The following is a 14,396-nucleotide window of genomic DNA, read 5'->3' as shown; positions in this document are numbered from 1 at the left end:
CCCGGCGAAAGCCGGGGCCCAGTTGGGAAGGCGGCGGTGACGACGCGCCACGCTCTTCCCATATGTCCCCCAACTGGACCCCGGCCTGCGCCGGGGAGGAGATAGAAAATGGCCGACGAACAGACCTACGACTATGACGTCCTCGTGATCGGCGCCGGCCCCGGCGGCTATGTCGCGGCGATCCGCGCCGCGCAGCTGGGTCTGCGCACCGCTTGCGCCGAGAGCCGCGAGACGCTGGGTGGCACCTGCCTGAACGTCGGCTGCATCCCGTCCAAGGCGCTGCTGCACGCGTCCGAGCTCTATGAGGAGGCGACCGGCGGTCACCTGTCGAAGTTCGGCGTCAACATCCAGGGCGTCAGCCTCGACCTGGACCAGATGCATGCCGAGAAGGCCAAGGCGGTCAAGGAGCTGACCGGCGGCATCGAATTCCTGTTCAAGAAGAACAAGGTGACCTGGCTGAAGGGCCGTGCCGCCTTCCAGGACGCGCACCGCGTCGAGATCGGCGGGCAGGTCGTCACCGCCAAGGACATCGTGATCGCGACGGGATCGTCGGTGACTCCGCTGCCCGGCGTCGAGATCGACCAGAAGGTCGTGGTCGATTCGACCGGCGCGCTGGCGCTGCCCAAGGTGCCCGAGCATCTGGTGGTGATCGGCGGCGGCGTGATCGGGCTGGAGCTGGGCTCGGTCTGGCGGCGTCTGGGCGCGAAGGTGACGGTGGTCGAGTATCTCGACCAGATCCTGCCCGGCTTCGACGGCGAGGTCCGCAAGGAATCGGCGAAGCTGTTCAAGAAGCAGGGCATGGAGCTGCTGACCGGCACCAAGGTGACCGGCGTGACCGTCGAGGGCGACCGGGCCAGCGTGCAGGTCGAGCCGGCGGCGGGCGGCGAGGGCCAGGTGCTGGCCGCCGATGCGGTGCTGGTCGCGATCGGCCGCAAGCCGAACATCGACGGGCTGCAACTGGAGGCGGCCGGCGTCGCGCTGACCGAGCGCGGCCAGGTCGGCATCGACCATGACTTCCGCACCAACGTGCCCGGCATCTGGGCGATCGGCGACGTCGCCCCCGGCCTGATGCTGGCGCACAAGGCCGAGGACGAGGGCGTCGCGGTGGCGGAAAATATCGCGGGGCAGACCGGCATCGTGAATCACGACGTCATCCCCTCGGTCGTCTACACCATGCCCGAAATCGCCGGCGTCGGCCTGTCCGAGGAGGCCGCCAAGGCCAAGGGCGAGGTAAAGGTCGGCAAGTTCCCGTTCATGGCGAACAGCCGCGCCAAGACGAACCGCGACACGGACGGCTTCGTCAAGATCATCGCCGATGCCCAGACCGACCGGGTGCTGGGCGTGTGGATCGTCTCGTCGCTCGCCGGCACGATGATCGCGCAGGCGGCGCAGGCGATGGAGTTCGGCGCGACCAGCGAGGACATCGCCTATACCTGCCACGCGCACCCGACCCATTCGGAAGCGATGAAGGAAGCCGCGATGGCGGTGCAGGGCAAGCCGATCCACATCTGATCCGCTGCTCCGGCTTTCATGAGGGGTGTCACCGGTCGTGGCCGGTGGCACCCCTTTGTCGTATGGGGGATCGTAGGGAGGCTGGCCGCCGCGTTCGCCATTATTCACTGGAAGGCTGTTCGATTCTCAACGGAATGATGGCCTCTTTCGGATAGGTCATCCCGGCTTCCGCAGAACCTCCGCGAAGGTCGGGCAAACCGGCCGGACAGGCTTGTGCCCCTGACGAGGCAGGAACCTGGAACCCGATGCAGGGTCTGGACCTGAAATCGTCATTGCGAGCGCAGCGAAGCAATCCACGTCCGCGCATGACGCCCTGGATTGCTTCGCTGCGCTCGCAATGACGGCGTGGGGCGACCCATTGTCAGTCCTGCTCCAGAGCCGAGCACAACAACGTCTAATGGCATTCTTGTCCCTGGGCTCCTGCGTCCGCAGGAGCACGATAGCGATTGTCGCAGAGGTCTCGCCTTCGCTGGGGTGGGGTCGCGAGGACGCCATCACAATAGAGCGATCACGCGTCCCGCGACCGTGCGGCACATCCCGCTACCACCCTCCAACCCATTGCCTGGCAAGGACAATCATGGCCTATTGCCGCCATGCATCCGGTCTTCCGCCTCGCCGCGCTCGCGCTTCCCATATTGGTCGGCGCGATGGCCGATCCGCCGGCGGGGCTGGGGGCGAGCAATTACCGGGTCGATGCGCCGCTGACTCGGCCGGCGGACGCGAGGCTGGTCTGGTCGGACGAGTTCAACGGAACGCGGCTCGACCCGTCCAAGTGGCGCTACGATACCAGCCGCAATCGCCAGGGCTGGTATAACAACGAGCGCCAATATTATGCCGCCGACCGGCCGGAGAACGCCCGCGTCGCCGATGGCCGGCTGGTCATCACCGCGCGCAAGGAGCGGGTGACCGGGGCCGCCGATTATGGCGGGCAGGCCTATAGCTCCGCCAAGATCGACACGGCCGGCAAGGCGGGCTGGACCTATGGCTTCTACGAGATCCGCGCCAAGCTGCCCTGCGGGCTTGGCACTTGGCCGGCGATCTGGATGATGCCGAACGAGCAGGCCCCCTGGCCCAAGGCGGGCGAGATCGACATCATGGAGGCGGTCGGCTGGCAGCCGGAGGTGGTGCACGCGACGCTCCATACGGAATTGTTCGTCCATACCAAGGGCACGCAGCGCGGCGCGCAGCTGCCGCTGCCGACCGCCTGCTCGGCCTTCCATCGCTATCAGCTCGACTGGCGGCCGGACTCGATCACGATCGGTGTCGACGACCGCGCTTATATGCGCGTGCGCAACGACCAGCCGGGCGGGCGAGGGGCATGGCCGTTCGACCGCCCGTTCCACCTGATCCTCAACCTGGCGATCGGCGGGGACTGGGGCGGGGCTAAGGGGATCGACGATGCGGCGCTGCCCCAGGCCATGGAGGTGGATTATGTCCGCGTCTGGCAGGAGCCCAGGCGATAGTCGAGCGTGACGCGCTGGAGGCGCGCTGGCTGGCGCTGACCCGCGACGAACTGCCGGCACTGGCGGGGCCGCGGGGCTGGCCGGTGCGGGCCGATCATTGTTTCCAGCGAATCCTGCTCGACCAGGCCTGTGGCGGGCGCTGGTACGATCATATTGCCGGGCGGCCGGCCTATGCCCATGCCGATGACGCGGTGCTGGCCCGCGCGGTGACGCTGGCGGAGGCGGTGCGCGACGGTATCGCCGACCTGGCGGCGATGAACCGGCAGTCGCTGGCCTGGCGCGGCAAGGATCAGGCGATCCGCCGCAAGCGATAGCCGCTGCGCTCGACCGAGACATGGCCGAGCCGGACCAGCGCCTCCAGCGTCGCCTGGATGCGCCGTTCGATCCGTCGCCCCTGCGCGAAGCCGCGCGCGATCGTCGCCGCATCCAGCTCGCCGGCCATGCGGAGCGCGGCAAGCACCAGCGCGGTCTGGCCGATCGCGTCGCGCGGAAAGACGGGCTTGGGCGATCGTGTCGGGACGGGGCGGGCAGGCTCCATGTCCGGCGATACCAGATGGAGGGGTGGGATCGCGGCCCCCGCCGCCGCACGCTGCCAGTCGGGGCGGAGCCAGCGGACATGCCCGCGTCGTTCCTCGGCACGGCGCGCCACGTTCAGTGCCACGAGGCGCGCGACCATCGCCGCATCGTCCAGATCGCCGGGCCAGCCATAGGCCGTCGCCACCGCGCGATCGAGCCGGTCGTGCAATTCCATCAGGATGTCGATGCGGCCCCGCTGGCGGCGATCCTCCTGCAACCGGGTCAGCGGCCTGTTCAGCATCACCTGTTCGCGCAGATTGTAGAGGCCGGTCAGCGTCAGGTCGGGATGGGCGGCGACCACCTCGCGCCGCATCGCGTCGATCTCCTCGGCCAGCGCGGCGATGGCGGCATCGGTCGCGTCGTCGTCGGGCGGGAAGGGGAAGGGGTCGAAGCTGCTGGTCTTGGCATAGACGGCGGGACGGTCGTACACGCCCATCATCCCGGCATGGGCCAGATACCAGGCGCGATGGACACGCGATTGCAGCACGCCCAGATGCCGGGCCTGGTCGCTGGCAATGCAGATCAGCTTGTTGTCGGGCAGGACGCCGCCGTCCAGGAACTGGAAGAGGCGGTGCTTCGCCGTCTCCACCGTGACGATGTAGCGGCCCAGCCCTTCTAGCGCGGGGCGGAGGGCGCGGCGCGGGCTCGCCGAAGATCCACCAGCGGTCGCGATAGGCGGGCCGGCGGTTGCCCGCCCGTTCGGGCCGGACGGTGCGGAGCAGATGCTGGTAGACCTCCGGAAAGCGCCGCCGCGCCGCGTCGTCCTCCAGCCCGAACAGGTCGATCGCCCAAAGGTCGCGCGACCCGCCCATCAGGTCGCGGCCGTTGCGATAGGGGCGGATATGCCGCTCCAGCCCCGCGCGCCGGCCGAGGCCCAGCGCGACCGCTTCGGCATGGGAGACGAGAAAGCCCGCGCCGTGCAGCGACATGCCGCGCGAACACAGCGCGTCATTGGCGATCAAAGGCCGGGCGGCGGCGAGATCGGTGCCGATCGTCAGGTCCGCATGGATCCGGCCACGGGTGCCGCCCAGGTCGATGCGGGGCGTATCGCTGTCCAGATCCGCCTCCGCCAGAACGGAGAGCAGCACGCCCTCCGGCCGCCCCGCCTGCGCCACGGTCATCGCGATGCGGACGGCGGCGGCGTCGGGCGTCGCCCTGGTCCAGGCATGGTCGGCGATCGCCAGGACCAGGCCGACCGGCGGATCGGCCGCCATGTGCCGCTCGATCACGCGGCGGCTGAACGCCTGGGTGATCGAATTGGTGGTGACGAAGCCGAAGCGCTTGAGGCGTGCGTCCGGCTCGGTCAGCAGGGTCGCCGCCCGGTCCCACCAGTACATGACGAAGTCGGCGGACGGGTTCATCTGCGGATGCGCCCGCCACAGCGCGGTGGCATAGGCGTCGCCCAACCGGTCGCGCAGATCCTTGCCGCCGATGAAGGGCGGGTTGCCGACGATATAGTCCGCCGCCGGCCAGTCGGGGCGGCGCGGCCGGCGGGCGGCGGGCGGTCCGTCCCAGGCCAGCACGGCGTCCATCGCGGCGATATTGTCCAGCCGCTCCAGCACCGGATCGGCGATCACGCCGCGATTGCGCAACTGCCATTGCAGATAGCCCAGCCACAGCACCAGTTCGGCGATGGCGGCGGCGCGCGGGTTGAGCTCCAGCCCCAGGAACTGGCGGGGATGGACGGTGGCAGTCTCCAGCTGCAACGCCTCCTGCCCGCCGAGATCGGCCAGCACCTCCAGCACGTCGCCCTCCAGCCGCTTCATCAGTTCGAGCGCGACATAGAGGAAATTGCCGGTGCCGCAGGCGGGGTCCAGCACGCGGATGCCGGCCAGGGTCTCGTGGAGGTCGTGGACGGCGCGGATCGCGGCGGGCAGGTCGGTCAGGCGCAGCCGCTCCACCGCGCCCAGCACCTGCATCTCCCATGTGTCGCGCAAGGGTTGGAGGATGGTGGCGGTGACCAGCTGCTCGACATAGGCGCGCGGGGTATAATGCGCGCCCAGCCGCCGCCGTTCGTCCGTGTCGAGCGCCTGTTCCAGCAGCGTGCCGAAGATCGCCGGCTCCACGTCGCGCCAGTCGTGCAGCGCGGCGGCATGGAGTTCGCCGATCTCCGCACGGGTCAGCGGAAGGGCGACGCCGTCCGCGAACAGGCCGCCGTTGAAGCGCCGGATCTTCTCGCGCACCGCGACCGAATAGGTGCCGACATCCATCGCCCGCCACAATTCCTCCAGCAGGGCGGGGAAGCCCTCCGGCGCGGCGATCGACGCGGCGAGCAGGCCGGAGAAGCTGCCCCTGGCGAGCAATGTGTGCCCCTCGGCGAACATGGTGAACAGGCAGCGCATCAGGAAATGCGCGACCGGCTCGGCGGCATGGCCGCGGTCCTCCAGCGAGCGGCTGACATTGGCGAGGCGTCCGGCGATGTCGCGGGTGACGCGCGCGGCATGGCGGGCGGGATCGAGCGAGAAGGGATCGAGCCACAGCGCGCGCAGCCGTTCGCGGATCGCGGGCGTCTTCAGGTCGTCGAGATAGATGCGGAAGCCGGCGCGATCGGGGAACTGGCGGTAATGTTTCCCCTGGCCGGAAAAGTCGGCGAACAGCTCGATCGCATGGCCGACATCGACCACCAGCAGGAAGGGCGGCCAGCCATGATCGGTCGGCAGGCAGCGGGCATAGAGTTCGGCCTGCTCGCGCGCGTTGCGCATCAGCACGTCCCAGCCGCGATGCGCGCTGCGCCGGCCGCGTGGCGGCTCCAGGCCCGCCAGCGTCGCGGGGGCGGAGTCCAGCGGAACCTCCTTGGCGCCGCCCCGCTCGCGGCTCTGCTTGGCCTCCAGTACGAAGCAGCCGCGCCGGTAGAGGTCGATGCGGCGGTGGCGGACCGATCCGTCGGGCGCGATCTCGTCGACCGCGCGCTCGAAGACATAGTCGTTATGGGTGCGAGTGGCGTCGGCCGGATCGGGCGGCGGCAGGTCGAGCAGCGCGCATAATTCGGTCAGGAACAGCGGGAAATTGGCTCGCTCGGCCCCGCCTTCGTTGCGCCGCCAGCGCTCGATGAAACACTCGATCGCGGTCTCGGCCATCGCACCCGCCTCCCGGTTCGGGCCGGCGGTGGTGGCGCGCGGCCGTCACGGGTGCGAGCGCGGATGGCTCCGTTCCGGGGCAGCCTCCGGGACGCAAGTCGGTTTCGACTCCATCCCGGATGCATCGACGGGTTCGATTCATCCCCGGCAGGGGGCGCGGTGTGGAAAGGCGCGTTCCGGCCTCCCGCACGGGGTGGGCCGAGAGACGATTATTTCCGGTGCGCGAACAGCTTGCCGAAAATCTGGTCGGCCACGTCGCCGATGACATTGGCGATGACCTGCGCGTCGGGGGCCTTGGTGGTGCCCTGTGGCGGCTCCGGCGGGGGCGGGGGCGGTGGTGCGGACGCTTCAGCAGCTGGCTGCGGCGGTACGGGCGGCTCGGGCGGGCGGGGCGGTTCCGGCGGGCGTTGCGCGCTCTGCGCGGCCGGGCGGGTCAGCGCGGCGCTGGCGGCGGCGGCGGCCATGGTCAGGCCGGTCGCGAGCAGGTGGCGGCCCTCCGGACTGGACAGATGGCGCGACAGGGCGGCGGCGACACCCGCCACCTGCGGCGGCAGGCCGGATTGGGACGACGCGCCTTTTCCGGCGTGGTCGTACTTCTGCTTGTGCTTCTTCTTCTTGCCCATGGCCGGCTCCGCATGTGTATTAGCGTTGCAACACAGATGGTCCTTTCGCCATCCGCTGACAAGGGGCGGGCGGCGGCGATATCGATCCGACGCAACCCCGCTGGCGGTGGCGCGTCCTGCTTCCTATCTCCTGGCACTAGCCTCCCGCGCGGAACGGAAGTAGAACCAAGCCCATGTCCCTGACCCAGATTTCGGTGCGCGGCGCGCGCGAGCACAACCTCAAGGATGTCGATATCGACATTCCCCGCGACACGCTGACGGTCATCACCGGCCTGTCGGGATCGGGCAAGTCGAGCCTCGCCTTCGACACCATCTATGCCGAGGGGCAGCGTCGCTATGTCGAGTCGCTGTCCGCCTATGCGCGCCAGTTCCTGGAGCTGATGCAGAAGCCGGACGTCGATCATATCGAGGGGCTGTCGCCGGCCATCTCGATCGAGCAGAAGACGACCAGCCGCAACCCGCGCTCGACCGTGGCGACCGTCACCGAGATCTACGATTACATGCGCCTGCTCTGGGCGCGGGTCGGCGTGCCGTACAGCCCCGCGACCGGTGAGCCGATCGCCGCGCAGACGGTCAGCCAGATGGTCGACCGGGTGCTGACCCTGCCCGAGGGCACGCGCCTCTATCTGCTCGCCCCCGTCGTGCGCGGCCGCAAGGGCGAGTATCGCAAGGAACTGGCCGAGTGGCAGAAGGCGGGCTTCACCCGCGTCCGCATCGACGGCACGATCCACGAGATCGACGAGGCGCCGACGCTCGACAAGAAGTACAAGCACGATATCGAGGTGGTGGTCGACCGCCTCGTGGTGCGCGAGGATATCGCGACGCGGCTGGCGGAGAGCTTCGAGACGGCGCTGAAGCTGGCCGACGGCCTGGCCTATGTCGACCCCGCCGATCCGGTCGAGCCGCATACCCCCAAGTCCGAAGTGCTGGGCGATCACGCGCCGCCGGGCCGTATCGTCTTCTCCGAGAAGTTCGCCTGCCCGATCAGCGGCTTCACCATCTCCGAGATCGAGCCCCGGCTCTTCTCGTTCAACGCGCCGCAGGGCGCGTGCCCGGCCTGTGACGGCCTGGGCGAGAAGCTGATCTTCGACGAGGATCTGGTCGTCCCCAATCATGAATTGTCGATCAAGAAGGGCGCGGTGGTGCCCTGGGCCAAGTCCAATCCGCCGTCGCCCTATTACATGCAGGTGCTGGGCAGCCTGGCCAAGGCCTATGACTTCAGCCTCGATACGCCGTGGCAGGATCTGCACCCCGAGGTGCAGGACGTCATCCTGTTCGGCACGGACGGGAAGGCGGTGACGCTGACCTTCGTCGACGGCAAGAAGAGCTATGACGTCAAGAAGCCGTTCGAGGGCGTGATCGGCAACCTCAACCGCCGCCTGCTCCAGACCGAGAGCGCGTGGATGAAGGAGGAGCTGGGCAAGTACCAGTCGTCGCAGCCCTGCGAGGTGTGCAAGGGCGCGCGGCTCAAGCCCGAGGCGCTGGCGGTCAAGGTGGCGATGCAGGACATCAGCCATGCGACGCATCTGTCGGTGGTCGATGCGCTGGCCTTCTTCACCGATCTGCCCAACCATCTGGGCGACCAACAGCGTGCGATCGCCGAGCGTATCCTGAAGGAGATCGTCGAGCGGCTGGGTTTCCTCAACAATGTCGGGCTCGATTACCTGAACCTCAACCGGACCAGCGGCACGCTGTCGGGCGGCGAGAGCCAGCGCATCCGGCTGGCCAGCCAGATCGGCTCGGGGCTGTCGGGCGTGCTGTACGTGCTGGACGAGCCGTCGATCGGCCTGCACCAGCGCGACAACGACATGCTGCTGGCGACGCTGCGCCGGTTGCGCGACCTGGGCAATACGGTGCTGGTCGTCGAGCATGACGAGGATGCGATCCGCACCGCCGACTATGTCATCGACATGGGGCCGGGCGCGGGCGTCCATGGCGGGCAGGTGGTCGCGCAGGGCACGCTCAAGCAACTGCTCAAGTCCAAGACCAGCATCACCGCCGACTACCTCAACGGCGTGCGCGAGGTGCCGGTGCCGCCCAAGCGCCGCAAGGGCAGCGGCAAGAAGCTGACCGTCCATAATGCGCGCGCCAACAACCTGACCGGCGTGACCGCCTCGATCCCGCTCGGCACCTTCACCTGCATCACCGGCGTGTCGGGATCGGGTAAGTCGAGCTTCACCATCGACACGCTGTTCGCCAGCGCCGCGCGCCAATTGAATGGCGCGCGCATCCTGGCGGGTAAGCACGACAAGGTGTCCGGGCTCCAGCATCTCGACAAGGTGATCGACATCGACCAGTCGCCGATCGGCCGCACCCCGCGATCGAACCCGGCCACCTATACGGGCGCCTTCACCCAGATCCGCGACTGGTTCGCCGGGCTGCCCGAGGCGCAGGCGCGCGGCTACAAGCCCGGCCGGTTCAGCTTCAACGTCAAGGGCGGGCGGTGCGAGGCGTGCCAGGGCGACGGCGTGCTCAAGATCGAGATGCACTTCCTGCCCGACGTCTATGTCACCTGCGACGTGTGCCACGGCGCGCGCTACAATCGCGAGACGCTGGAGGTGAAGTTCAAGGGGCATTCGATCGCCGACGTGCTCGACATGACGGTCGAGGATGCCGCCGAGTTCTTCAAGGCGGTGCCGCCGATCCGCGACAAGATGGCGATGCTGGTCGAGGTCGGCCTGGGCTATGTCAAGGTCGGGCAGCAGGCGACCACCCTGTCCGGCGGCGAGGCGCAGCGCGTCAAGCTGGCCAAGGAACTGGCCCGCCGCGCGACGGGCAACACGCTCTACATCCTGGACGAGCCGACCACCGGCCTGCATTTCGAGGATGTGCGCAAATTGCTCGAAGTGCTGCACGCGCTGGTGGAGCAGGGCAATACGGTGGTGGTGATCGAGCATAATCTCGACGTCATCAAGACGGCGGACCATATCATCGACCTGGGGCCGGAAGGCGGCGTCAAGGGCGGCGAGATCGTCGCGGTCGGCACGCCGGAGCAGGTGGTGAAGGAACCGCGTAGCTATACGGGCAAGTATCTCGCGCCGTTGTTGAAGGGACGGGGAGTCGAGGCGGAGGCCGCGGAGTAAAGGGAGGGTGTTCCGCGCCCTTCCACCATGTCGTCGATATGATAGGGTCGCGGCATGACCGACCTGTCTCCCATCGAATCCGAATTCGCCACCAGCGAGGATGCGGCGGCCTATGACGCCTGGTTCCGCGCGAAGGTCGAGAAGACCCTCGCGGCCGCCGGGAAGACGGTGCCGCATGATGCGGTGATGGCGAAGGTGGCGCACGTCATTGGTCGATATCGCTCGAAGTGACGCTCGCCCTCGTTTGGCGGAACGAGGCTGTCACCGATCTGCTCGACATCTTCGACTATATCGCCGAGCGCAACATCACGGCGGCCGATCGCCTTCTTGCGATGATCGAGCATATGACCGAGCATCTGCCCGATCATCCCTATATTCACCGTCCTGGCCGCGTGTCGGGAACACGTGAGGCGATCGTGCACCCCAATTACATCCTTGTATATCGGGTGGCGGCGGACGTGGTGGAAATCCTGGCTGTTCTTCACGCGCGCCAGCAATATCCCTGAGCCCGGCGCCAGAGCTTTCCCCTCCACCCTTGCCCCCGCACCACGCGTCGCATAAGCCTCGGCCCCCTCTCCAACCACCGAGTGTCATCATGTCCGCCCATCCGGCCGAGTTGTTCCGCATCACGCTTCCCGACGGTTCCGTCCGCGAGGTCGCGCCCGGGACTACCCCCGCCGATGTCGCGGCGGCGATCGGGCCAGGCCTCGCCAAGGCGGCGATCGCGGCACGGATCGATGGCGAGGTGCGCGACCTGTCGCGGCCCTTCGACGGCGACACGCAGCTCGCGCTGATCACCATGAAGGACGAGGCCGCCGCGCTGGAACTGGCGCGCCACGACTTCGCGCATGTGATGGCGGAGGCGGTGCAGCATCTCTTCCCCGGCACGCAGATCACCTTCGGCCCGGCGACCGAGGACGGCTTCTATTACGACTTCGCGCCCAAGGACCGGCCGTTCACCGATGACGACCTTCCCGCGATCGAGGCGGAGATGCGCGCCATCATCGCCCGCAACGAGCCGTTCGTCCGCGAAGTGTGGAGCCGCCAGGAGCTGATCGACCGCTGGACCGCGCAGGGCGAGACGTTCAAGGCCGAATGGGCCGCCGAACTGCCCGAGGGCGAGGAGCTGACCATCTATCGCCAGGGCGAGTGGCTCGACATGTGCCGGGGGCCGCACATGCCCTCGACCGGCCGGCTCGACCCGTCCGCCTTCAAGCTGACGCGCGTGTCGGGTGCCTATTGGCGCGGCGACCAGAAGAACGCGATGCTCAGCCGCGTCTACGGCACCGGCTGGCTCAACAAGAAGCAGCTCGACCAGCATCTCTTCCGCCTGGAGGAGGCCGCCAAGCGCGACCATCGCAAGATCGGGCAGGAGATGGACCTGTTCCACCTCCAGTCGGAGGCGCAGGGTTCGGTCTTCTGGCACCCCAAGGGCTATCTGCTGTGGCGTTCGCTGGAGGCCTATATGCGCCGCCGCCTCGACGCGGCCGACTATGCCGAGGTGAAGACGCCGCAGCTGATGGACGCGCGTCAGTGGGAGCAGTCCGGCCACTGGGGCAAGTATCGCGAGAACATGTTCGTCGTCCCCGACGAAATCCCCAATACCGAGGATGAGGGCGCGGTGCTGTCGGGCGAGGCCGACCTGATGGCGCTCAAGCCGATGAACTGCCCCGCGCACGTCCTGATCTTCAAGCAGGGGATCAAGTCGTATCGCGACCTGCCGATCCGCATGGCCGAGTTCGGCTGCTGCCACCGCAACGAGCCGCATGGCGCGCTGCACGGCATCATGCGCGTCCGCCAGTTCACCCAGGACGACGCGCATATCTTCGTGCGCGAGGACCAGCTGGTCGACGAGGTCCGCAAGTTCTGTGAGCTGCTCCATTCGGTCTATGAGCATCTGGGCTTCACCGACTATGCGGTGAAGCTGGCGCTGCGCCCGGAGAAGCGCTTCGGCTCCGACGCGATGTGGGACATCGCCGAGCAGGAGCTGCGCGACGCGGTGCAGGCGTCGAACCTGCCCGAGGGAATCAAGGCGAAGTTCGAGGAATTGCCGGGCGAGGGCGCCTTCTACGCGCCCAAGCTGGAATTCCACCTGACCGACGCGATCGGCCGCACCTGGCAGGTCGGCACCATCCAGTCGGACCGCGTGCTGCCCGACCGGCTCGACGCCTCCTATGTCGGCGAGGATGGCAACCGGCATCGCCCGGTGATGCTGCACCGCGCGATCCTGGGCACGTTCGAGCGCTTCATCGGCATCCTGATCGAGCATCATGCCGGCCGCTTCCCGCTCTGGCTGGCGCCGGTGCAGGCGGTGGTCGCGACGATCGTGTCGGATGCGGACGATTATGCCGAGGCGGTCGCGGCGAAGCTGCGCGCGGCGGGCCTGCGGGTCGAGACGGATCGCCGCAACGAGAAGATCAACTACAAGGTGCGCGAGCATTCGCTGGCCAAGGTCCCCAACCTGCTGGTCGTCGGCAAGCGCGAAGCGGAGGAGGGCAAGGTCGCCATCCGCCGGCTCGGCAGCCAGCAGCAGGAGATCATGACGCTGGACGAGGCGATCGCGGCCTTGAAGGTCGAGGCGACCCCGCCCGACCTGCGCTGACGGGCCGGGGGCGTGGGCGCGATGCGGACCGAAAAGCAGAAGATGCTGGCCGGCGATCCGTATCGCGCCGACGATCCCGAACTGGTCGCCGACCAGGCGCGGGCGGCAGAGTGGATCGTCCGCTACGCGGCGGCGCTGGGCGCCCCGGCGGGGGCGCGGGCGGCGCTGCTGGCCGAGGGGCTGGGCGCGGTGGGGGCGGGGACGGTGATCCGGCCGCCCTTCCACTGCGACTATGGCTATAACATCCGCCTGGGGGACGGCGTGTTCCTCAACTTCAACTGCGTCATCCTCGACGTGGTGGCGGTGACGATCGGCGACCGGACCCAGATCGGCCCGGGCGTGCAGATATTGACCGCCGATCATCCGCGCGATGCGGCGGAGCGGGCTGGCGGCGCGGAATGGGGGCGGCCAATCACGATCGGGCGGGACGTGTGGATCGGCGGCGGTGCGCTGATCCTGCCCGGCGTGACGATCGGCGACGGCGCGATCGTCGGGGCGGGCAGCGTGGTGACGCGCGACGTGCCGGCCGGCGCGACGGTCATCGGCAATCCGGCGCGAATCCATACGCCGCGGGCGGAAATATCCGCCGCTTGAGCCACTTCGCGAAGGGCCATCGGGAGGGTGCGGATATTTGCCGGCCCCCGTCTTTCCATTGCAGCCGGTGTGTCTTATATTAACAGGGCAACCGTTACAGGAGCTTTACCCATACGTCCTCCCATGATGCGCCGGCCGAACCAGGCGCCGCCAATGAATGGTCCCCGTTTCAACGAGTGGATCCAAAGCCCCAAGGTCCGTGTGATCGACCATGAGGGCGAGAATCTTGGCGTGATGTACACGCGCGAAGCCATGGCCCAGGCACAGGAGATCGGGCTCGATCTGGTCGAGGTTTCGCCCAACGCCGATCCGCCGGTCGCCAAGTTCCTCGATGTCGGCAAGTATAAGTACGAGGCGCAGAAGAAGGCGAACCTCGCTCGCAAGTCGCAGAAGACGCAGGAGATCAAGGAGATCAAGATGCGTCCGAACATCGACGACCATGACTATGACACCAAGATGAAGAAGGTCGTCGAGTTCATCGAGGAGGGCGACAAGGTCAAGGTGACCATGCGCTTCCGTGGTCGCGAGCTGAGCCATGGCCAGCTGGGCATGAACGTGCTGCAGCGCGTCGCTGAGCAGGTGGCCGAGGTCGCCAAGGTCGAGGCCTATCCGCGCATGGAAGGCCGTCAGATGCTGATGGTGCTCGCGCCCAAGTGAAGGACGATGGCGGGTGCGGATCGGCGCACCCGCCGCGACTCGGCAGGTGAGTCGCGCTTATTCGGCTGTTGGTAGGCTATCGGGCGGGTAGGCGTCGAAGCGTCACCGCCGCCATCGCGTTGCCGAACTCCCTTCTCCATCCATATGCTCGACCCTTCTCCTGCGGATGCGGGAGCATAGGGGCGTGCTGGCGTCGCCCCGCCTGACCA

General features: G+C 67.9%; 10 protein-coding genes. 8 read left to right on the top strand and 2 right to left on the bottom strand.

Features of this window, described 5'->3' with window-relative positions; genetic code table 11:
* Nucleotides 1-108: 108 nt before the first annotated feature.
* Together lpdA and QE452_RS11415 are read left to right on the top strand one after the other, a co-directional pair.
* A complete protein-coding gene (gene lpdA, locus QE452_RS11420; protein ID WP_309657742.1) occupies nucleotides 109-1,512 on the top strand; it encodes a dihydrolipoyl dehydrogenase in 1,404 nt (467 codons plus the stop codon).
* A gap of 593 nt (nucleotides 1,513-2,105) precedes the next feature.
* Nucleotides 2,106-2,975 (top strand): glycoside hydrolase family 16 protein, encoded by an 870-nt coding sequence (locus tag QE452_RS11415; protein WP_309657743.1) that lies wholly within the window; start codon nucleotides 2,106-2,108, stop codon nucleotides 2,973-2,975.
* Here the strand turns inward: QE452_RS11415 and QE452_RS11410 are convergent.
* Together QE452_RS11410 and QE452_RS11405 are read right to left on the bottom strand one after the other, a co-directional pair.
* Nucleotides 2,942-6,628, bottom strand: a complete 3,687-nt coding sequence (locus QE452_RS11410; RefSeq protein WP_309730058.1) for a DNA methyltransferase — start codon at nucleotides 6,626-6,628, stop codon at nucleotides 2,942-2,944. The two genes, QE452_RS11415 and QE452_RS11410, sit on opposite strands and share 34 nt — an antisense overlap.
* A gap of 209 nt (nucleotides 6,629-6,837) precedes the next feature.
* Nucleotides 6,838-7,251, bottom strand: a complete 414-nt coding sequence (locus QE452_RS11405) for a hypothetical protein (RefSeq protein WP_309657746.1) — start codon at nucleotides 7,249-7,251, stop codon at nucleotides 6,838-6,840.
* A 173-nt stretch (nucleotides 7,252-7,424) separates the two neighbouring features.
* Here QE452_RS11405 and uvrA point away from each other — a divergent pair, with 173 nt between their 5' ends.
* From uvrA to infC, 6 genes are all read left to right on the top strand, one after another.
* The gene (gene uvrA / locus QE452_RS11400; RefSeq protein ID WP_309657747.1) at nucleotides 7,425-10,334 is read left to right on the top strand and encodes an excinuclease ABC subunit UvrA; all 2,910 of its coding nucleotides are present in this window, start codon (nucleotides 7,425-7,427) and stop codon (nucleotides 10,332-10,334) included.
* A 54-nt stretch (nucleotides 10,335-10,388) separates the two neighbouring features.
* On the top strand, nucleotides 10,389-10,565 hold the full coding sequence (locus QE452_RS11395) for a stability determinant (protein WP_309657748.1): 177 nt from the start codon (nucleotides 10,389-10,391) through the stop codon (nucleotides 10,563-10,565).
* On the top strand, nucleotides 10,562-10,840 hold the full coding sequence (locus QE452_RS11390; RefSeq protein WP_309657749.1) for a type II toxin-antitoxin system RelE/ParE family toxin: 279 nt from the start codon (nucleotides 10,562-10,564) through the stop codon (nucleotides 10,838-10,840). The genes QE452_RS11395 and QE452_RS11390 overlap by 4 nt, the downstream gene beginning before the upstream one ends.
* 89 nt (nucleotides 10,841-10,929) lie before the next feature.
* On the top strand, nucleotides 10,930-12,936 hold the full coding sequence (gene thrS / locus QE452_RS11385) for a threonine--tRNA ligase (protein ID WP_309657750.1): 2,007 nt from the start codon (nucleotides 10,930-10,932) through the stop codon (nucleotides 12,934-12,936).
* A gap of 21 nt (nucleotides 12,937-12,957) precedes the next feature.
* Nucleotides 12,958-13,530: a sugar O-acetyltransferase gene (locus QE452_RS11380; RefSeq protein ID WP_309657751.1), complete on the top strand. Its 573-nt coding sequence runs from the start codon at nucleotides 12,958-12,960 to the stop codon at nucleotides 13,528-13,530.
* 123 nt (nucleotides 13,531-13,653) lie between these two features.
* A complete protein-coding gene (gene infC / locus QE452_RS11375) occupies nucleotides 13,654-14,187 on the top strand; it encodes a translation initiation factor IF-3 (protein WP_125992916.1) in 534 nt (177 codons plus the stop codon).
* Nucleotides 14,188-14,396: the final 209 nt, after the last annotated feature.

It is taken from the genome of Sphingomonas sp. SORGH_AS_0438 (genome assembly GCF_031453475.1).
In the GTDB taxonomy this organism is placed as follows: domain Bacteria; phylum Pseudomonadota; class Alphaproteobacteria; order Sphingomonadales; family Sphingomonadaceae; genus Sphingomonas.
The sequence above is the reverse complement of the archived record's forward strand: the minus strand, read 5'-3'. Positions and strand labels throughout refer to the sequence as shown.